Source organism: Sphingomonas canadensis, assembly GCF_026013525.1.
Taxonomy (GTDB): Bacteria; Pseudomonadota; Alphaproteobacteria; order Sphingomonadales; family Sphingomonadaceae; genus Sphingomonas; species Sphingomonas canadensis.
In genome coordinates this window covers 1-18,161 of record NZ_JAPDRA010000005.1, presented here as the reverse complement: position 1 = coordinate 18,161, position 18,161 = coordinate 1, and the positions used below count along the sequence as shown (strand labels likewise).

General features: G+C 67.8%; 20 protein-coding genes and 1 tRNA gene. 14 read left to right on the top strand and 7 right to left on the bottom strand.

All coding sequences use genetic code 11. The features are described from left to right. The 3 genes from fabF to OM513_RS11490 form a co-directional block, all read right to left on the bottom strand. On the bottom strand, window positions 1-1,260 hold the full coding sequence (gene fabF / locus OM513_RS11500; RefSeq protein ID WP_264944426.1) for a beta-ketoacyl-ACP synthase II: 1,260 nt from the start codon (window positions 1,258-1,260) through the stop codon (window positions 1-3). Between the two features lie 154 nt (window positions 1,261-1,414). Then, the gene (locus OM513_RS11495) at window positions 1,415-1,651 is read right to left on the bottom strand and encodes an acyl carrier protein (protein ID WP_264944424.1); all 237 of its coding nucleotides are present in this window, start codon (window positions 1,649-1,651) and stop codon (window positions 1,415-1,417) included. Between the two features lie 94 nt (window positions 1,652-1,745). Continuing rightward, window positions 1,746-2,513 (bottom strand): hypothetical protein, encoded by a 768-nt coding sequence (locus OM513_RS11490; protein ID WP_264944423.1) that lies wholly within the window; start codon window positions 2,511-2,513, stop codon window positions 1,746-1,748. A 155-nt stretch (window positions 2,514-2,668) separates the two neighbouring features. Between OM513_RS11490 and OM513_RS11485 the strand changes: the two genes are divergently transcribed. Beyond that, window positions 2,669-3,010 carry an acyl carrier protein gene (locus tag OM513_RS11485; RefSeq protein ID WP_319951612.1) on the top strand — a complete coding sequence of 114 codons (342 nt, stop codon included), beginning with the start codon at window positions 2,669-2,671 and terminating at the stop codon, window positions 3,008-3,010. Between the two features lie 41 nt (window positions 3,011-3,051). Here OM513_RS11485 and fabG read toward each other — a convergent pair whose 3' ends face one another. Next, on the bottom strand, window positions 3,052-3,789 hold the full coding sequence (fabG, locus tag OM513_RS11480) for a 3-oxoacyl-[acyl-carrier-protein] reductase (protein WP_264944422.1): 738 nt from the start codon (window positions 3,787-3,789) through the stop codon (window positions 3,052-3,054). A 184-nt stretch (window positions 3,790-3,973) separates the two neighbouring features. Next, window positions 3,974-4,909 (bottom strand): ACP S-malonyltransferase, encoded by a 936-nt coding sequence (gene fabD, locus OM513_RS11475; protein WP_264944754.1) that lies wholly within the window; start codon window positions 4,907-4,909, stop codon window positions 3,974-3,976. Window positions 4,910-5,107: 198 nt separating this feature from the next. Between fabD and OM513_RS11470 the strand changes: the two genes are divergently transcribed. From OM513_RS11470 to OM513_RS11440, 7 genes are all read left to right on the top strand, one after another. Continuing rightward, window positions 5,108-5,494: an RcnB family protein gene (locus OM513_RS11470; RefSeq protein ID WP_264944421.1), complete on the top strand. Its 387-nt coding sequence runs from the start codon at window positions 5,108-5,110 to the stop codon at window positions 5,492-5,494. A 141-nt stretch (window positions 5,495-5,635) separates the two neighbouring features. After that, window positions 5,636-6,574: a hypothetical protein gene (locus OM513_RS11465; RefSeq protein ID WP_264944419.1), complete on the top strand. Its 939-nt coding sequence runs from the start codon at window positions 5,636-5,638 to the stop codon at window positions 6,572-6,574. Window positions 6,575-6,739: 165 nt separating this feature from the next. Further along, window positions 6,740-7,120: a 30S ribosomal protein S6 gene (gene rpsF / locus OM513_RS11460; protein ID WP_264944417.1), complete on the top strand. Its 381-nt coding sequence runs from the start codon at window positions 6,740-6,742 to the stop codon at window positions 7,118-7,120. Between the two features lie 12 nt (window positions 7,121-7,132). Continuing rightward, window positions 7,133-7,357, top strand: a complete 225-nt coding sequence (rpsR, locus tag OM513_RS11455; RefSeq protein ID WP_188055160.1) for a 30S ribosomal protein S18 — start codon at window positions 7,133-7,135, stop codon at window positions 7,355-7,357. Window positions 7,358-7,369: 12 nt separating this feature from the next. Further along, window positions 7,370-7,966 carry a 50S ribosomal protein L9 gene (rplI, locus tag OM513_RS11450; protein WP_264944415.1) on the top strand — a complete coding sequence of 199 codons (597 nt, stop codon included), beginning with the start codon at window positions 7,370-7,372 and terminating at the stop codon, window positions 7,964-7,966. A 240-nt stretch (window positions 7,967-8,206) separates the two neighbouring features. Further along, window positions 8,207-8,659: a hypothetical protein gene (locus OM513_RS11445; RefSeq protein WP_264944414.1), complete on the top strand. Its 453-nt coding sequence runs from the start codon at window positions 8,207-8,209 to the stop codon at window positions 8,657-8,659. A gap of 239 nt (window positions 8,660-8,898) precedes the next feature. Continuing rightward, the gene (locus tag OM513_RS11440; RefSeq protein ID WP_264944413.1) at window positions 8,899-9,282 is read left to right on the top strand and encodes a hypothetical protein; all 384 of its coding nucleotides are present in this window, start codon (window positions 8,899-8,901) and stop codon (window positions 9,280-9,282) included. Window positions 9,283-9,288: 6 nt separating this feature from the next. Here OM513_RS11440 and mutL read toward each other — a convergent pair whose 3' ends face one another. Then, a complete protein-coding gene (gene mutL, locus OM513_RS11435) occupies window positions 9,289-11,121 on the bottom strand; it encodes a DNA mismatch repair endonuclease MutL (protein ID WP_264944411.1) in 1,833 nt (610 codons plus the stop codon). Window positions 11,122-11,270: 149 nt separating this feature from the next. Between mutL and OM513_RS11430 the strand changes: the two genes are divergently transcribed. The 6 genes from OM513_RS11430 (at window position 11,271) to OM513_RS11405 (ending at window position 17,096) form a co-directional block, all read left to right on the top strand. Further along, window positions 11,271-12,311, top strand: coding sequence for a rod shape-determining protein (locus tag OM513_RS11430; protein WP_264944410.1), 1,041 nt, complete (start codon window positions 11,271-11,273; stop codon window positions 12,309-12,311). A gap of 19 nt (window positions 12,312-12,330) precedes the next feature. Then, window positions 12,331-13,230: a rod shape-determining protein MreC gene (mreC, locus tag OM513_RS11425; RefSeq protein ID WP_264944409.1), complete on the top strand. Its 900-nt coding sequence runs from the start codon at window positions 12,331-12,333 to the stop codon at window positions 13,228-13,230. Window positions 13,231-13,304: 74 nt separating this feature from the next. Continuing rightward, a complete protein-coding gene (gene mreD, locus OM513_RS11420) occupies window positions 13,305-13,739 on the top strand; it encodes a rod shape-determining protein MreD (protein WP_406701369.1) in 435 nt (144 codons plus the stop codon). 7 nt (window positions 13,740-13,746) lie between these two features. Continuing rightward, window positions 13,747-15,780: a penicillin-binding protein 2 gene (mrdA, locus tag OM513_RS11415; RefSeq protein ID WP_264944408.1), complete on the top strand. Its 2,034-nt coding sequence runs from the start codon at window positions 13,747-13,749 to the stop codon at window positions 15,778-15,780. Further along, window positions 15,777-16,898, top strand: coding sequence for a rod shape-determining protein RodA (gene rodA / locus OM513_RS11410; RefSeq protein ID WP_264944407.1), 1,122 nt, complete (start codon window positions 15,777-15,779; stop codon window positions 16,896-16,898). The genes mrdA and rodA overlap by 4 nt, the downstream gene beginning before the upstream one ends. A gap of 122 nt (window positions 16,899-17,020) precedes the next feature. Next, window positions 17,021-17,096: transfer RNA gene (locus OM513_RS11405), tRNA-Lys, on the top strand. Between the two features lie 609 nt (window positions 17,097-17,705). Here the strand turns inward: OM513_RS11405 and OM513_RS11400 are convergent. Beyond that, the gene (locus OM513_RS11400) at window positions 17,706-17,987 is read right to left on the bottom strand and encodes a hypothetical protein (RefSeq protein ID WP_264944406.1); all 282 of its coding nucleotides are present in this window, start codon (window positions 17,985-17,987) and stop codon (window positions 17,706-17,708) included. Between the last annotated feature and the right edge of the window lie 174 nt (window positions 17,988-18,161).

The window sequence follows — 18,161 nt, the reverse complement described above, 5'->3', positions numbered from 1 at the left end:
TCAGACAGCCTTCATCACCAGGCTGGCGTTGGTGCCGCCGAAGCCGAACGAGTTGTTCAGCACCGCCTTCACCTTGCGCTCCTTGGCCTTGTGCGGGACCAGGTCCACGCCCTCACAGCTCTCGCTCGGGTTATCGAGGTTCAGCGTCGGCGGCACGATCTGGTCGCGCAGCGCCAGGATGCAGAAAATGCTCTCCACCGCGCCCGCGCCGCCCAGCAGGTGGCCGATGGCGGACTTGGTCGAGCTCATCGAGAGCCCGCCGATCGCATCGCCGAACAGCCGGCGGACCGCGCCCAGCTCCAGCTCGTCGCCCAGCGGGGTCGAGGTGCCATGGGCGTTGATATAGTCGATGTCCGCAAGGCTGAGGCCAGACTTGCGCATCGCCATCTGCATCGAACGGAACGCGCCCGATCCTTCCGGATGCGGCGCGGTGACGTGATAGGCGTCGCCCGACAGGCCGTATCCCACCACCTCGGCATAGATCGTGGCGCCGCGCTTCTTGGCGTGCTCATATTCCTCGAGCACCACCACGCCCGCGCCCTCGCCCATGACGAAGCCGTCGCGATCCTTGTCATAGGGGCGGCTGGCGCGCCACGGCTCGTCGCGGAAGGCGGTGGAAAGCGCGCGCGCCTGGCCGAATCCGGCGATGCCGATCGGGCAGATCGCGGCCTCCGCGCCGCCCGCCAGCATCACGTCCGCGTCGCCGTCCACGATCATCCGCGCGGCGTCGCCGATCGAATGCGCGCCGGTGGAGCAGGCGGTGACCACCGCATGATTCGGCCCCATCAGCCCGTATTTGATCGAAACCTGGCCCGAGATCAGGTTGATCAGGCGGCCGTGGACGAAATGGGGGGAGACGCGCTTCGGCCCCTTTTCGGCCAGCACGAGCGATTCGCTCTCGATGCCCGGCAGGCCGCCGATGCCCGAACCGATCGAACAGCCGGCGCGCAGCCGCTCCTCCTCGCTCATGTCGGTAAGGCCCGCGTCCTCGATCGCCTGGCCCGCGGCATCGATGCCATAGACGATGAAGGGGTCAACCTGGCGCTGGATCTTGTGATCGACGCGCTTGGAGGCGTCGAAGCCGTATTGGTGATCGGCCGGCTTCACCTCGCAGGCATAGTTGCTCTGGAAATCGGTCGCGTCGAACCGGGTGATGGTTCCGGCGCCCGATTTCGCGGCGATGATGTTCTTCCAGGCCGTTTCGACATCGGCACCCAGCGGGGTGACGAGGCCGAGGCCGGTCACGACTACGCGGCGCATCCTATCTCTCCGTCAATCTCAACGATGGTTGTTTCCGGCACTACGCAAACGGCCCGGAAACGAAACGGCTCCCCGCCCCTCGCGCAACGCACGGGACGGGAAGCCGCCAAAACTCGCTGCCGCCCCATAGGCGCGACCGCGGCACAGACGCAGATCAGGCGCCCTGGTGCTGATCAATATAGGCGATCGCATCGCCAACGGTCTGGATCTTCTCGGCGGCGTCGTCCGGGATCTCGACCCCGAATTCCTCCTCGAAAGCCATCACCAGCTCGACGATGTCGAGGCTGTCTGCGCCCAGATCGTCGATGAAGCTCGCCTCAGGCTTTACCTCGTCCGCTTCGACGCCGAGGTGGTCCACAACGATCGACTTGACGCGGTCGGCGGTGCTCATGGTCCCTGTTTTCCTTCTCTGACTGGGATGTCCGGTTTCGTTCACGCACCTAAAGCGGGTGCGCTGCGCTGACAAGAGGGGGCAAGCCGAGCGTTCAGCGCCTGCCCGGGGCGGGCGGGCCGGCCTCCTCCGGAATGGCAGTATCCGCTTCGGGCACTTCCGGCGCGGCGCCGGCTTCGGGGAGTTTGAGCACCGCGTCCTGCGGGACATCGGCCTCGGGTGCGGATTCGGGCGGCATCGCGGCGGCCGCAGGCGCATCGGGCGCCTCCGCGGCGGGGGCCGTGGGCGCCTCGGCAGCGGCCGGGGCATCCTCGCCCGCCGCAGCCTCTCCGGCATGCGCGAACTCGACGCTGGAATATTGCTGGACGCTCAGCAACTGGAAGAATTCGCTCAGGAATTCGCCGTTCACAGCGGTACGGCGGTCATCGCCCTCGGGCACCGCGGCATCGGCGAGCTGGCGATAGGCGGCGACGTCGAGCGGCTTGTCGCGCCGCTCCTCGGGCAGCGCCACCCAGATCGTCTCCAGCGTCGCGGCATCGAAGCCATGCTCGCCCGCGACGCGCTCGGCGACGTTCATGCTCAGCTTGGCGCGGGTGTAGAGCGCAGCGGGCTGCAACGCCTCCGGCGCCCATTTGTGCTGCGCGGCGCACGCTTCGGTCGCGGCCTTGATCGCGGCCATCAGCTTGGCGTCATAGGTGGGGCGCTTGCCCGATTCCCGCATATTGCGCTCGACGTCGATCTCGAGCTGGGCCTTCGCCAGCAGCGGAAGCTTCTCCGCCACACAGCCGAGCGTGGCCAGGTCCGCCGCCATCGCGGGCGCCGGGGCGGAGGCAAAGGCGAGCAGGATCAGCAACTTGCGCATGACGGCAACTCCGCGGCCGGAAACGGGGCGGCGACAGAAATGGGGCGGCCCGCCCGCTCGCGCAAGGGCGGTCAGGCACGGCTGCGACATTCGTACAGTTCCCTTCGCGCCGGATTGCGGGCAGACCCGCCTGCGTTTCGGGTAAGGAGTATCGAATGCGCAAGAATATCGGGAAGCTTGTATCGGCCGTGGCGCTCGGCGCCGCCCTCACTCTGCCCGCCAGCCAGGCCGTTCAGGCCGCCCCGCAGACCGCCCCGGCCGAGGGCGACATCAAGCGCAAGCTGATCGAACTGATCGTGGCGCAGCTCGGCGTCGACGAGAAGGAGGTCCACAATCAGGCCTCGCTGATGAACGATCTTGGCGCCGACAGCCTGGACATGGTCGAAATCACGATGGCCGTCGAGGAGGCATTCAACATCGCGATTCCCGACGATCAGGCCGAACGTCTCCTGACCGTCGGCGACTGGGTTTACTACGTCACCAGAAACGCCCGCTGAGGATATCCGGCCCCGCCGGCATGCGGCGGGGCGAGATCCGTTCAGAGCATCGCCATGCCGCCGTTGACGTGGATCGTCTGGCCGGTGACGTACCCGGCCTCCTTCGACGCCAGATAGACCACGGCGGCGGCGATATCCTCGCCGCTGCCCAGGTCGCCGGCCGGGATGCGGCCGAGCAGCGCCTGCTTCTGCGCGTCGGGCAGCACATCGGTCATCGCCGATCGGATGAAGCCGGGGGCGACGCAGTTCACCGTGATGTTGCGGCTTGCCAGCTCCTGCGCCAGCGCCTTGGTCATCGCGGTGATTCCGCCCTTGGACGCAGCATAATTGGCCTGGCCCGGATTGCCGGTGGCACCCACCACCGAGGTGATCGAGATGACGCGGCCGAAGCGCGCCTTCATCATCGGCTTGGCGGCGGCGCGCACCAGGCGGAACGCGGCCTCCAGGTTGACGCGGATCACCTGGTCCCACTCCTCGTCCTTCATCCGCATGACCAGGTTGTCGCGGGTGACGCCGGCGTTGTTGACCAGGATGTCGATCTTGCCCAGCGCCTCGAACGCGCGCGGGACGAGCGCGTCGACCTGCTCCGGATCGGAGAGGTCGCACACCAGCGCGACATGATCGCCGCCCAGATCGGCGCGGAACGCCTCCAGCTTCTCCGGATTGGACCCGGAGATCGCCAGCCGCGCCCCCTGCGCCGCCAGGCCCCGCGCGATCGCCGACCCAATACCCCCCGAAGCGCCGGTTACCAGGGCGGTCATGCCAGTGAGATCGAACATCTGCTTCGTTCCTTTGTTGATTTCTATCGGTTCACACGGAGCGCGGAGACGCGGTGGGTTTATCGTCGTTCTCGACGCGCCGCACGCCCGCCCGAGGCGTCTCGCCGCCGAATTTGATATCCGCCATGTGCCAGCCCTCCGCGTGAACCCTTCATCTCAGCCGCCCCCTAGGCGAACGGAAAAATCAAAGCCCCTTAGCCAGCGCCTCTATGTCGTCCATCGTGATCACGCTCACGGCAGCGGCGTCGGGGGCGGAGCGCTTGATCATCGGGCCGAGGACCTTGCCGCCCAGCTCCACGAAATCATGCACGCCCGCATCGAACATCGCCGCCACCGATTCGCGCCAGCGCACCCGGCCGGTGATCTGATCGACCAGCAGCAGCTTCGCGTCCGCGCTCTGCGTCACCGGCGCCGCGGTGACGTTGGCGTAAAGCGGCACCATCAGCCCGTCCACCGCCGTCCCGGCCAGGATCGCGCTCATTTCGTCGGCTGCGGGCTGCATCAGCGAGCAGTGGAACGGCGCCGACACCGGCAGCAGCACGCCGCGCTTGATCTGGAAATCCTTCACCAGCGCCGCCGCACGCTCGATCGCGCCGCGATGGCCGGAGATCACGACCTGCGACGGATCATTGTCGTTGGCGATCTCGCACACCTCGCCCTCGGCCGCCGCGGCGCACAGCGCCTCCGCCTTGGCGATGTCCGCGCCCAGCAGCGCCGCCATCGCGCCGACGCCCACCGGCACCGCCGCCTGCATCGCCAGCCCGCGCGCGCGCAGCAGCGTGGCGGTCTGCGCCAGGCTGAACGCGCCCGATGCGCATAGCGCGCTATATTCCCCCAGGCTGTGGCCCGCGACGAAATCGGCCTTGTCGGCCAGGCGGATGCCGCCCTCCTTCTCCAGCACGCGCAGCACGGCGATGGCGTTGGCCATGATCGCCGGCTGGGCGTTGGCGGTGAGCGTCAGCTCGTCCTCGGGGCCTTCCGCCATCAGCTTCGACAGCTTCTGGCCGAGCGCATCGTCGACCTCCTGGAACACCTCGCGCGCGGCGGGGCTGGTGGCGGCCAGCGCCGCGCCCATGCCCACCGACTGGCTGCCCTGTCCGGGAAACACGAATGCCCGCAACTTCATTCTCCCTGAAATCAAGGCGACAGCGCCTAGGATCGTGTCGGCATCGCGGTCAAGGCGCGCGAAGCTGAACGAAACCCGCGCGGCGGTGACAGGTTGCGACCATTTCGCGGCTTTCCGGGCACAGCATTGCGACAGCCGCGGCCGATACCGTCCTCAACGCCACCGCATGGCGTCACACTGAGGAGGCAAGTCATGAAGAAGTTCATTCTCGCGGCGGTCGCCGCTTCGCTGGTCGCCACCCCCGCGCTCGCCGCGCCCCAGCCGGGACCGAAGGCGCAGACCCAGACCCAGACGTTGGTCAAGCAGAAGCCCAACGGCACGGTGATAGTGAAGCAGAAGGTGGCGGCGCCGAAGAGGGCGGTGAAGCCCGCCCCGTCGCCGTACCGCAACTGGAAGAAAGGCGAGCGCTTCGATTCCCGCTATGCCCGCAACTATCGCCAGGTCGATTACCGTCAGTTCCACGGCCGGCTGAAGGCCCCGCCGAAGGGCTATCGCTATGTCCAGTCGGGCAACGACGCGGTGCTGGTCGGCGTCACCTCCGGCATCATCGCCGCGGTGTTCGCCAGCATCTTCAACTGATCCCCGCCGGGGGCGGAAAGAGGACGGGCGGCGGGAGAATATCCCGCCGCCCGGCGCGTTGCGGACCGGAAACGATTCTCCGCTTCGATTCATCGGCGGTTGAGATTATGGTTAACGCCGATGCACTGGAGGAATCCCGCCATGGTCCGGTCCGGCCTGATCGCGTTGCTTGCCCTGTTGATGTTCCCGCTGGCCGCCGCCGCCCAGACTCCCGACGACGGCAAGCTGGACCCCGACTTCGAAGGGCAGGTGGCCTATTTCGGCAACTACACCGGCAAGACGACCGTGCTCGCGTCGCGCGATCAGCGGTTCCAGCCGCAGAACTGCCCCTATCGCGATCATCGCTGCTATGAACAGACAGTGGGCGGCGGCGTGAAGGTGGTCCTCACCTTCGACGGCGTGCATGTGACCGGTTTCTACATCAGCGTCGACGGCTTCATCGGCCCCAACGGGCTGAGCAGCGGCACGCTGGTCGGCCGCCGTACCGAGGCCGGGTGCGAGCTGTTCGAGGCGGACGGAACGCTGTGGCGCGCCAGCGCGTGCGACAAGCGCGAGTTCCTGGGCCAGATCATCAGCGTGAACGGCACGCCGAAGCAATCGGACGTCAAGTTCGGCACCGTGGGCATGTACATCCGCGACACGGGCCGGATTTCCAAGCTGATCGAGGAGGCGGAGCGGCGCGAGGGGCGCATCGAATGGCTCCGCTCGCGGCTGGGCTGGGGCACGCCGGAGGAGCGGTTCCGCGCCGCGGTGGAGCTCGATTCCTACTCCCGCTACTTCCGCGGCATCGATCCGCAGCGGCTTTCGTCGCCCACCCAGGTTCCCGGCCGCAACAACAAGCGCAAGGACGGCAAGCCCTGGGACATCGAGGCGACCTATGAGCGCTGGAACGGCGGCACCGGGGCGGTGCGCGGCGTGATCCTGAACGGCGAGGTCCAGTGCGTGCAGTGGGAAGGCCGCGAGTGCGAGGGCATCCACCCGCCGATCGAATTCCGCCCGCCCACGCTGGACGACGACAAGGGCTGGCTGTCGCGCTCCACCGCGCCGATCGCCGGCCCGGCGCCCGCTCCCGCCAAATAGCGCCGCGCCCGGGCGGCCCTCAGCCTTGCCAAGCGGCACCTGAGCCGCTAAGGGCCCGCGCTTCGGCGTATGGGTCCGCCCAAACGCTGTTTCATTTTGGGACGACAGCCGGAGGGGCGTCCGCATGGTGCGGCGTCAGCGATCGGCCAACACGAAAGAGTACGCATGCCGCTTTACGAGCATGTGTTCCTTGCGCGCCAGGATCTGGCACAGGCGCAGGTGGACGCACTGGCGGAAACCGCCACCAAGATCATCGAGGACAACGCCGGCAAGGTCGTCAAGACCGAGACCTGGGGTCTTCGCAGCCTCGCCTACCGCATCGCGAAGAACCGCAAGGCGCATTACGTCATGCTCGAGATCGATGCGCCCGCGGGCGTGGTCGCCGAGCTGGAGCGCCAGACGCAGATCAACGAGGACGTCATCCGCTACATGACCGTCAAGGTCGACGCGCTTGAGGCCGGTCCGTCGGTGATGATGCGCAAGGGCGAGCGTGAGCGCGGCCGCCGCCGCGACCGCGACGACGCCGGTTCGAGCTTCGAGGGCTAAGGAGAAAGCAACATGGCACGACCCTTTTTCCGCCGCCGCAAGAGCTGCCCCTTCTCCGCGAAGGACGCGCCGAAGATCGATTACAAGGACGTTCGTCTGCTGCAGGGCTTCGTGTCCGAACGCGGCAAGATCGTCCCGTCGCGCATCACCTCGGTGAGCGCCAAGAAGCAGCGCGAGCTGGCCCAGGCCATCAAGCGCGCGCGCCATCTGGGCCTGCTGCCCTACATCGTTAAGTAAGGAGCGCAGAGCATGGAAGTCATTCTGCTCGAGCGGGTCGAGAAGCTCGGCCACATCGGCGACGTGGTGAAGGTGAAGGACGGGTTCGCCCGCAACTACCTGCTGCCGCGCAAGAAGGCGCTGCGCGCCAACGAGGCGAACCGCAAGGTGTTCGAGGCGAACCGCGAGCGCATCGTGGCCGAGAACGCCGCCAAGCGCGGCGAGGCCGAGAAGGAATCGAAGACCCTCGACGGCGTGTCGGTCACACTGATCCGCCAGGCTTCGAACACCGGCCAGCTCTATGGATCGGTCGCGGTGCGCGATCTGGTCGACGCGCTCGCCGCCGACGGCCACAAGGTCACCAAGAGCCAGGTCGTGCTCGACAAGCCGATCAAGGCGATCGGCCTGTTCGAAGTGCGCGTCGCGCTGCACCCTGAGGTGTCGGTGACCGTCAAGGTCAACGTCGCCCGTTCGCCGGAAGAGGCGGACATGCAGGCGCAGGGCGTCGACGTGATGGCCGCGATGTTCGAGAAGGACGAGGCGGGCTTCACCGAGGATTACGATCCCAACGCCGAGCCCGGCGAGATCGCCGTCGAGGCCCCCGCGGCCGAGGACGAAGCGCAGGGCTGATCCCCGCGCGCTTTCGCGAAACGAAAAAGGGCCGCCGGAGCGATCCGGCGGCCCTTTTTGCGCGCGCGCGCCGGGCGGGCAGCCCGAACAGTCCCCGCGATTCCCCGGCGCTGGCCGGGAGCCGGTTCCGCCCCATTCGAAGCGATGCCCGCCGCGACACCCCGTTCGACAGGCCCGGAACGAACGGATAGAAACGCCCCCGATCCGCGCACCCCGCCCATAGCCAACGAAGGCCCGCCCATGCTCCTCGCCACCCTGCTTCTGCTCGCTGCCCAGGATTCGCCGGAGCCGATTCCGGTGGGCAACTGGCTGGTCGGCCGGCTCGATGCGGAAAGCTGCCAGGCGGAAGCGCGCTTCGGCCATCTGCTGATCAACGTCACCGCCGATGCCGCGGGCGACGGCATGCTGATCATCCGCGACGACCGCTGGATATTGAAGGACGGCGCGACCAAGCCCGGCCAGATATCGTGGGACAATTGGGCGAGCTGGACCGACACCAGCTTCGCCGCGGTGACCACCGAAACCGCCAATTCCTATCTGGTGACGGAAATCGGCGCGGACTTCCTCCCCAGCCTGGGCAGGGCGAAGCAGATCGCGCTGCGCATCGCGGGCGTGGACCTGCTTGAGGATTTCGACGTGCCGGAGGGGCCTGCCCTGGCCGCCGCGGTCACGGAATGCGCCGCCGCGGGATAACGCCGGTCACGGGCAGGCGATACACGCCCCCAACACCGCCACCAGCGGGATCAGCGCGAAGACCAGCGGGGCTATCGTGCGCATCTCGGGCACTCCTCATCCGTTGCTCTGCACCGGTGATAACGATCGCCGCGCCCGCCGGTTGCAGCGCGCGTTAACCTTTTTGGCGATGCCGCATGCGGGGCTGGCAACTTGCCGTTCAGGCGCGGGGTGGCACGCAGGCCATCAAAGGAGACTTCATGCGCCCCCTGCCCGTCCTTGCCGCCGCGATCGCCGCCGCGCTGCTCACCGCCTGCACCGCGGCCACCCCGCCCGTGAAGCCGGTCCCGGCGCCCGATCAGGTGCCGCAGGATTGCCCGCTGACGGTAACCTTCGCCAGCTATGCGATGGGCATCGACCGCGAGACCCACGACGCGGTCGAACGGCTGCTGACCGGCGTGCCCTATGATCGCCACCCCTGGGGCCGCGAGGGCGAGGTGACGCTGTGCGTCCACCCGCGCACCGCCGCGGAGAAGGACGTGCTGCTCGGCAAGATCCAGTCGCTGTTCCCCTCCCGGCCGCGCGGCCCGCTGTCGGTATCCACCAGCGAAGGCCGGGCGTTCAGGGCGCCCGCCGGGGAATAGCGGGCGCTATTTCCGCCCGAACAGCTTCTCGATATCGCCATGGGCGAGCTTCACCCAGGTCGGCCGGCCGTGGTTGCACTGGCCCGAATGCGGGGTGACCTCCATCTCGCGGAGCAGCGCGTTCATCTCCGCGACGGAGAGGATGCGTCCCGCGCGGACCGATCCGTGACACGCCATGGTCGCGGCGACATGGTCCAGCTTCTCCTTCAGGCTCAACGCCTCGTCGAAGCTGGCGAGTTCGTCCGCCAGATCGGTGACCAGGCCGCGGACGTCGCCCTGCCCCAGCATCGCCGGGGTGGCGCGCACCAGCATCGCGCGCGGGCCGAACCGCTCCAGCTCCAGCCCCAGCTCGGCCAGCTCGGGCGCGCGCGCCTCCAGCCGGTCGCAGCCGGGCTCGTCCAGCTCCACCACCTCGGGCAGCAGCAGCGCCTGGCTCGCCACGCCGCCGCTGGCCATCGCGCGGCGCATGCGTTCGAGCACCAGGCGCTCATGCGCGGCATGCTGGTCCACCAGCACCAGCCCGTCCTCCGCCTCCGCGACGATATAGGTGCGCGCCACCTGCCCGCGCGCCACGCCCAGCGGATAGCTGATCGTCTCCGGAACCGGCGCGTGCGCGGGCTCGGCACGGGCCTGGGGCGGCGCGATGAAGCCGGGCCGGCGATCGTGGACATATCCGAGCCCCGCCCCTTCAGGGGAGGGATTGGGACGGGGCATATAAAGCTCAGCCGTGCCGGCGCCCGCATAGACGGGCTCAAGCCCCTCCCCTGAAGCGGAGGGGCCTGCAAGCGAGCCCGGCTGCCACATCCCCAGCGCGGCCTCCGCCGGCCGCTGGGCGCTGCGGTGCCCGGCCGCGTCCAGCGCGCGCCTGAGGCCGCTGACGATCAGCCCGCGCACCATGGCCGGATCGCGGAAGCGCACCTCGGTCTTGGCGGGATGGACGTTGACGTCCACCTGATCGGCCGGAACCTCCAGGAACAGCGCCACCACCGGATGCCGGTCGCGCGCCAGCATCTCGGCATAGGCGCCGCGCACCGCGCCGGCGAGCAGCCGGTCCTTCACCGGGCGGCCGTTGACGAACAGATACTGATGGTCCGCCACGCCGCGGTTGAACGTCGGCAACCCGGCGACGCCGCCCAGCCGGACGCCCTCGCGGTCCAGGTCCACGGCCACGCTGTTCTCGTGCAGCGCGCGATCGGTGAGCGCGGCCACACGCTCGGGCTGAGATTCGCCACCCTGCACCTGCATCGCGCGGCGGCCGTCATGCTCCAGGCTGAAGGCGATGTCGGGCCGGGCCATCGCCAGCCGCTTCACCACATCGAGGCAGGCGGCATATTCGGCGCGATCGGAACGCAGGAACTTGCGCCGCGCGGGCACGCGACCGAACAGAGCCTCCACGCGGACGCGCGTGCCCGGGGGCAGCGCGGCCGGCCCCTCCGCCACCCGCTCGCCATTGTCGACGGTCAGCGACCAGCCGTCGGCACCGCGCACGCGGCTCTCCAGCGTCAGCCGCGCGACGCTGGCGATCGAGGGCAGCGCCTCGCCGCGGAAGCCCAGCGTGGTGACCGCCTCGATCGCCCCCTGCTCCCAAAGACTCTCGGGCAGCTTCGAGGTGGCGTGGCGCTCCAGCGAGAGCGCCATTTCGGCGGGCGTCATGCCGCATCCGTCGTCGATCACCTCGATCATTCCGGTGCCGCCGGCGGCCAGCCGGATCGCGATGCGCGTGGCGCCCGCGTCGATGGCGTTTTCCACCAGTTCCTTCAGCGCGCTGGCAGGGCGCTCGACCACTTCGCCAGCCGCAATCCGGTTGACAAGATGCTCTGGCAGACGGCGTATTGACATGGCTGTCCGTCTAGCCCAAGCGGCGGCATCCCGCGACCCGCATTAGCTTGTATCCGAGACCGGAGAATCTCCGCTCCGGAGGGTTCCGGAAAAACTATGTGCGAACAGCCGCGGCAGCCAGGGCGAGCGCGGCAGGACGGATCTTTTTGATGGTTTTCTCCCGCTTTTTCAAATTCATGTCCCATGACATGGCGATCGATCTCGGCACCGCGAACACGGTGGTCTACCTGCGCGGGCGCGGCGTGGTGCTCAACGAGCCTTCGGTCGTGGCGGTCGAGACCATGAACGGCGTGCGCAAGGTGAAGGCGGTCGGCGACGACGCCAAGCTGATGATGGGCAAGACGCCCGGCACGATCGAGGCGATTCGCCCGCTGCGCGACGGCGTGATCGCCGACATCGACGTGGCCGAACAGATGATCAAGCACTTCATCCAGAAGGTGCATGGCCAGCGCCGCTTCATGCGCTGGCCCCAGATCGTGATCTGCGTGCCTTCGGGCTCCACCTCGGTCGAGCGCCGCGCGATCCGCGACGCCGCGTCGAACGCCGGCGCCAGCCAGGTCTTCCTGATCGAGGAGCCGATGGCCGCCGCGATCGGCGCCGACATGCCGGTGACCGAGCCGATCGGCAGCATGGTCGTCGATATCGGCGGCGGCACCACCGAGGTCGCCGTTCTGTCGCTGCGCGGCCTGGCCTATTCCACCTCGGTCCGCGTGGGCGGCGACAAGATGGACGAGGCGATCGTTTCCTATGTCCGCCGCAACCACAACCTGCTGATCGGCGAAGCCACCGCCGAGCGGATCAAGCAGGAAGTCGGCGTCGCCAAGCCGCCTGCGGACGGCATCGGCCAGACGATCCACATCAAGGGCCGCGACCTCGTCAACGGCGTGCCCAAGGAAATCCAGATCAACCAGGGCCAGATCGCCGAAGCGCTGAGCGAGCCCGTGGGAACGATCGTGGAGGGCGTGCGCATCGCGCTGGAGAACACCGCGCCGGAGCTGGCCGCCGACATCGTCGACCAGGGCATCGTGCTCACCGGCGGCGGCGCGCTGCTCCAGGGCATCGACGAAGTGCTTCGGGATGAGACGGGATTGCCCGTGACCGTGGCTGAGGACCCGCTGACATGCGTGGCGCTCGGCACCGGTCGTGCGCTAGAAGATCCGGTGTTCCGCGGCGTCCTGATCCAGGTCTGAGCGGGGATAGAGGGGTAAGATGGCGCCGCCGAGAAACCGGCGCCCGGGGTTTTCGCGGCGGGCGCAGTACGGGCTGTTCCTGGGGTATGTGGGTGCGATCGGCGGTGCGCTGGTCGGCGCCGTCCTGCTGCTGCTTTCGACGTTCAACCCGCCCGCCTATGCGATGGTGCGCGGGTTCTTCGCAGAGCTGACCACGCCTGTTTCCACCGCGCTCGCCTGGGTCGAGCGCGGCTTCGCGGGCATTCCGGGTGCCGTATCCGAACATTTCAACGTCCAGGGCGAGAACGAGCGGCTCCGCAAGGAGATCGAGACCAATCGCACGCTGGTCGATCGCGCGCGCACGCTGAACCAGGAAAACCGGCGCCTGCGCCAGCTCCTGGGGCTGAAGCGCGAGAGCGCCGACGCGGTGGTCGCGGCCCGGCTGGTGAGCAGCACGCCCACCAGCACGCGCCGCTATGCCGTGCTGAACGCCGGGTCGCTCCAGAACGTCGCGCGCGGCATGCCGGTGCGCGAGGCCGACGGGCTGATCGGCCGCGTGATCGAAACCAGCCTGAACACCTCGCGCGTGCTGCTGATCGTCGATTCCGAATCGAGCGTGCCGGTGCGCCGCACGCGCGACGGTCTGCCCGCGCTGGCCAAGGGGCGCGGCGACGGCAAGCTCGACGTCCATTCCGCCAGCCTCACCGGCGTGGGCTTCAAATCGGGCGACGTGTTCGTCACCTCCGGCACGGGCGGGCTGTTCCCGCCCAACATCCCGGTGGCGGTGATCGCCAAGGATGCGCGCGACACCGCGGAGGCCGTGCCGGCCGCCAATCCCGACGCGCTCGATTTCGCGCTGGTGCTGAAGCCGTTCCTTGACGAACCGCCCCCCGAGCACCCCGCCCCCGGCGGCGAGGCACCAAAGGCCGCGCCCAAGTGAGCCCTCCGGAGTTCGTGCCGCTCGGCGGATCCGAACGGTTGCCCCGTGCCCGCTGGCTTGCGCCGCTCTCGGTCGTGATCGGATCGCTGGTCACCATCCTGCCGGTGATCGCGACCTTCACCTTCCTGCCGCCGTTCGGGCTGCTGATGCTGCTCGGCTGGCGCATGCACCGCGCGGACGCGATGAAGGTGTGGGCGCCCGTCCCGCTCGGCCTGCTCGACGATCTGGTGAGCGGCCAGCCGCTGGGCAGCGCGATGCTGTTTTGGACGCTGTGCTTCCTGGCCATCGACGTGCTAGACACGCGGCTGGTGTGGCGCGATTTCTGGCAGGATTGGGCGATTGCGGCGGGGGCGATCGGATTCTGCCTGATCGCGGGCAGGCTGGTGGCGGCGCCGCTCAGCGCGCATGTCGATACGGCGCTGCTGATCCAGATCGTCGCCAGCGCCGCGCTGTTCCCGCTGGCCACGCGGCTGTGCGCCCGGCTGGACAGCGACGTGAAACGGAACTGAAGCCACGATGCGCATAACCGAGGCCGCACAAAGCTACAGCTTCTCCCGCCGGGCGATGATGCTGGGCGGCATCCAGGGCGCGGTGGGCCTCGTGCTCGCGGGGCGCATGGCCTATCTGTCTGTGTTCGAGAACGAGCGATACCGGCTGCTGGCCGAGAGCAACCGCATCAACCTGTCGCTCACGCCGCCGCGGCGCGGCTGGATCGTCGATCGCAACGGCAAGCCGCTGGCGATCAACCGCACCGCCTTTCGCGTCGACCTTATCCCTGATCGCATCGAGGACAAGGCGAAGCTGGTCGGCCAGCTCCGCGACGTGCTGGCGCTGACGCCTGAAGAGGTCGCGCGGCTGGAGACCGATCTGAAGCGGTCGCGCGGGTTCCAGCCGATCCCGGTGGTCGAGAACCTGGATTGGGAGCGCTACGCCGCCGTCAGCGTGCGCCTGCCCGACATGCCCGGCGTTTCGCCGACCCAGGGCTTCGCGCGCTATTATCCGCTGGGCGCGGGCGTGGGCCATCTGCTCGGCTATGTCGGCGTCGCATCCCAGGCGCAGTATCAGCGCGACAAGGATCCGCTGCTGATCGCCCCCGGCTTCAAGCTGGGCAAGGACGGCGTGGAGAAGACGCTGGAAGACCGGCTGCGCGGGGTACCCGGCGCCAAGCGCGTGGAGGTGACCGCGCGCGGCAAGGTGGTGCGCGAGCTGGAGACCCGCGCCGACCGCCCGGGCGAGACGGTGAAGCTCACCATCGACGCCGGGCTGCAGGAATATGTCGCGCGGCGGCTGGCCGACAATTCCGGCTCGGTGGTGGTGCTCGATTGCATCAACGGCGACGTGCTCGCCATGGTTTCGATGCCGGCCTATGATCCCAACAGCTTTTCCGACGGCATCAGCCAGAGCGAATGGAAGATGCTGAGCGAGGACGATCACGTCCCGCTGATGAACAAGGTGCTGCAGGGCCTCTATCCCCCCGGATCGACCGTGAAGCCCATGCACGCGCTGGCGCTGCTCCAGAACGGCATCTCGCCCAGCCAGACGGTGCATTGCGGCGGATCGCTGCGCGTGGGCAACCGCAACTTCCACTGCCACAAGCGCGGCGGCCACGGCGCCGTCGACATGACGCGCGCGGTGGCGCAGAGCTGCGACGTCTATTTCTATTCGATGGCGCGCGACCTGGGCTATGACACCTTCGCCAAGACGGTGCGCCAGATGGGCCTGGGCGCGCGATACGACCTGCCCTATGCCAGCCAGAGCTTCGGCACCGTGCCCGACAGCGCGTGGAAGCTGAAGAAATACAAGCAGAAATGGACCGTCGCCGATTCGGTGAACGCATCGATCGGCCAGGGCTATGTGCTGGTCAATCCGATGCAGCTCGCCGTGATGACCGCGCGCATGGCCCAGGGCCGCGCGATCGTGCCCCGGCTGCTGCTCGACGGCCCGCACAATCCGGCGCCCTCGCTCGGCATCGATCCGGAGCATATCCAGAAGGTGCGCGAGACGATGTGGGCCGTGGTGAACGGCGGCGGCACCGCCGGGCGCGCGCGGCTGGATATCCCGGGCGTGGAGATGGCGGGCAAGACCGGCACGGCCCAGGTGCGCGCGATCACCGCGGCGGAGCGCGCGCGCGGCGTGCTGAGCAACAACCAGCTTCCGTTCAAGCTGCGCGATCACACGCTGTTCGTGTGCTTCGCGCCCGCGGATAACCCGCGCTACGCCATGTCCATCGTGCTGGAGCACCACGGCCACGTGAACGCCATCACCGACGTGGCGCCCACCGCCAAGGACATCATGACCTATCTGTTCGATCGCGAGAAGGCGATCGCCGCGCTGGCGGCGCTGGAGCCCACCTGGGGCGGCGACTACAAGACGCGCGCCGCCAAGCAGGCCGCCGATTTCCGCGCCACCCAGGCCGCGCCCCCGCCCCCCGTTCCCGAGGATGCGGAGGCCGCCGCAAGCAACGTCGCCGCGTCCGAGGCCGCGAACGCAACCGCCACCGCGGGCGGCGACGTGGCCGAGACCGGCAGCCGCGGGGAGCCGAGCGAGTGAACAACACGCTGGGTCCCGGCCTTGTCCCCAGCCCCATCGCGCAGCTTCCCTGGCGGATCATCCTGCTGGTGGTGGCGATCGGCGTGTTCGGGCTGCTCGTGCTCTATTCGGCCGCCAGCGGCGATATCCGCAAATGGGCGATGCCCCAGGGCATCCGCTTCTTCGCGTTCCTGGCCATGGCCATCGTGCTCTCGCGCATTCCGGAGAGCTTCTGGGCGATGGGCGCGCTGCCCGGCTATGTCGCCATCCTGGTGATGCTGATCGGCGTGGAGCTGCTGGGCGCGGTGGCGGGCGGCAGCCAGCGATGGCTGGATTTGGGCATCATCCGCCTCCAACCGTCGGAACTGATGAAACCGGCGATCGTGCTGGCGTTGGCGCGTTTCTATGAGGTGCTGCCGGCGGGCGAGATACGGCGCTTCGCGGCGATATGGCCGGCGGCGGTGATGATCGGCGTGCCCGCGGCGCTGGTGATGCTCCAGCCGGATCTGGGCACCGCGCTGATGATCGTCGCGGGCGGGATCACCGTGATGTTCCTGGCCGGCGTACCGCTGCGCCTGTTCATCGGCGGCGCGCTGGCGATCGCGGTGGCGGTGCCGCTGATCGTGAACTTCGTGCTGCACGATTATCAGCGCAACCGCGTGCTCACCTTCCTCAATCCGGAGGCGGACCCGCTGGGCACCGGCTATCACATCAGCCAGTCGAAGATCGCGATCGGATCGGGCGGGATTTTCGGCAAGGGCTTCCTGAACGGCACGCAGAGCCACCTCGACTATCTGCCCGAAGGCCACACCGATTTCGCGCTGGCGACGATGATGGAGGAATGGGGGCTGATGGGCGGCCTGTTCGTCATCATCGCCTATCTGATGCTGATCCGCTGGGGCATCGGCGTGGGCGTGCGCGCGCAGAGCCGCTTCGCGCGCCTGGCCGCGGCGGGGCTTTCGACGACGATCTTCTTCTACGTCGCGATCAACATGGCGATGGTGATGGGCCTGGCGCCGGTGGTGGGCATCCCCCTGCCCCTGATCAGCTTCGGCGGCACGGCGCAGATGACGGTGCTGATCTGCATCGGCATCCTGATGTCGATCGACCGCCAGAACCGCCGCATCACCCGCTGGTAAGGCCCAGACGAGACGCTTTTTCGCGCCGCTGCATTTTGGGGTTTGCATTCCCCGGAATCGATGCTAACCGCGCCCCTCCAACGCGGCGGGCCATCCCCGGATAGCCCAACCTTCGCGATCGTGGACGCATAGCTCAGTTGGTAGAGCAGCTGACTCTTAATCAGCGGGTCCTAGGTTCGAGCCCTAGTGCGTCCACCATTCTTAGTTATTGATGTCATTATATAAACCCGTGAAAACGGTCGAGGATGCTCTACAACAGGCGGGTCAGTGTAACCACGGGGCACCCACCGACGCGAAATTCACCCGTTTGAGTTTAGCCGCTGCCGACACCCTTCGAAGAGCTTTTGGCAATCGCCAGGAACGCACCTAACTCAAGCGCCGGTTCGTCGTGCAAATCGTTTTGCGATTCGAAACCTGAGTTTGCGGCGGCTGGGTTTGAGGGCTAGCGTTACTATCGTGAACCCAAACCGGCGCGCCCTTCATGAATTCTTCCGGTTCTGCCAATCTCAAGGGATGGCAGCGCGCGTGAATCGCGGGTGGATAGAGGCCCGAGTATTATTCGAAGCGAAGGGCCGCACGCGCATCGGCGAGGCTGAAGTGCGTCTCAGCGTGGACGCGGCCGACCGATCGCAGGTCTCTTTAGACACGGTCACCTTCAGCCCACGTGCGGTGCCCGGGGACTACAGCGCGGACTTCGGCGAGTGGACCTACAGGGATGGAGCCCTCACAATCGACGGGACCCACCCAGTCCACGGGGCATATAGGACATTGGTGACCTATCTGCGAGAAGCTGAACGAGGTTAGCCGTCAGAACAGGCGGCCAAACCGCGTCAAAAACGCCCGGTCACACTCCTCGGCCAACGCCTCATAGCGATCCCATAAACTTGTATAGGTGCGCCGCCACATGCCGCGCGGCTTTCGAGCCAGCCCCATATCCCACCCGATCTCGCCGCCGAGCTTGCGCTGTAGGCGATACATCGCCTCGAACGGCCGGTCGCAGGCATCGATACGTTGTGAATGATAGCCCAGCCGCCAAGCGCTACGGCCAGCGAACCTATCACCCCAATTCGGCAGATAGAGCTTTCCCACGCGGTTCCCGCGATATGGGCAGATCATCCACCAGCGCCGCCCGCCGTAGGGTCAGGACCCATAAACGGGGTTCCCTTGGCGGCTGAGGTGTGATTCAAGCTCCGCGACAGCAGGAGCGTGGATTTGAGCGAGTTTTGGTTGAGTGAGGCACAGTTTGAGCGGCTTCGGCCGCTG

Excerpts from the sequence above, each read along its gene's own strand:
- OM513_RS11490 (WP_264944423.1), bottom strand. The coding sequence starts at position 2,513 with ATGCGCAAGTTGCTGATCCTGCTCGCCTTTGCCTCCGCCCCGGCGCCC.
- mreC (WP_264944409.1), top strand. The coding sequence starts at position 12,331 with ATGGCGCCGCCGAGAAACCGGCGCCCGGGGTTTTCGCGGCGGGCGCAG.
- OM513_RS11445 (WP_264944414.1), top strand. The coding sequence starts at position 8,207 with ATGCTCCTCGCCACCCTGCTTCTGCTCGCTGCCCAGGATTCGCCGGAG.
- fabF (WP_264944426.1), bottom strand. The coding sequence starts at position 1,260 with ATGCGCCGCGTAGTCGTGACCGGCCTCGGCCTCGTCACCCCGCTGGGT.
- mrdA (WP_264944408.1), top strand. The coding sequence starts at position 13,747 with ATGCGCATAACCGAGGCCGCACAAAGCTACAGCTTCTCCCGCCGGGCG.
- OM513_RS11470 (WP_264944421.1), top strand. The coding sequence starts at position 5,108 with ATGAAGAAGTTCATTCTCGCGGCGGTCGCCGCTTCGCTGGTCGCCACC.
- OM513_RS11485 (WP_319951612.1), top strand. The coding sequence starts at position 2,669 with ATGCGCAAGAATATCGGGAAGCTTGTATCGGCCGTGGCGCTCGGCGCC.
- fabG (WP_264944422.1), bottom strand. The coding sequence starts at position 3,789 with ATGTTCGATCTCACTGGCATGACCGCCCTGGTAACCGGCGCTTCGGGG.
- OM513_RS11430 (WP_264944410.1), top strand. The coding sequence starts at position 11,271 with ATGGTTTTCTCCCGCTTTTTCAAATTCATGTCCCATGACATGGCGATC.
- OM513_RS11440 (WP_264944413.1), top strand. The coding sequence starts at position 8,899 with ATGCGCCCCCTGCCCGTCCTTGCCGCCGCGATCGCCGCCGCGCTGCTC.
- OM513_RS11495 (WP_264944424.1), bottom strand. The coding sequence starts at position 1,651 with ATGAGCACCGCCGACCGCGTCAAGTCGATCGTTGTGGACCACCTCGGC.
- mutL (WP_264944411.1), bottom strand. The coding sequence starts at position 11,121 with ATGTCAATACGCCGTCTGCCAGAGCATCTTGTCAACCGGATTGCGGCT.
- rpsR (WP_188055160.1), top strand. The coding sequence starts at position 7,133 with ATGGCACGACCCTTTTTCCGCCGCCGCAAGAGCTGCCCCTTCTCCGCG.
- rplI (WP_264944415.1), top strand. The coding sequence starts at position 7,370 with ATGGAAGTCATTCTGCTCGAGCGGGTCGAGAAGCTCGGCCACATCGGC.
- rpsF (WP_264944417.1), top strand. The coding sequence starts at position 6,740 with ATGCCGCTTTACGAGCATGTGTTCCTTGCGCGCCAGGATCTGGCACAG.
- OM513_RS11465 (WP_264944419.1), top strand. The coding sequence starts at position 5,636 with ATGGTCCGGTCCGGCCTGATCGCGTTGCTTGCCCTGTTGATGTTCCCG.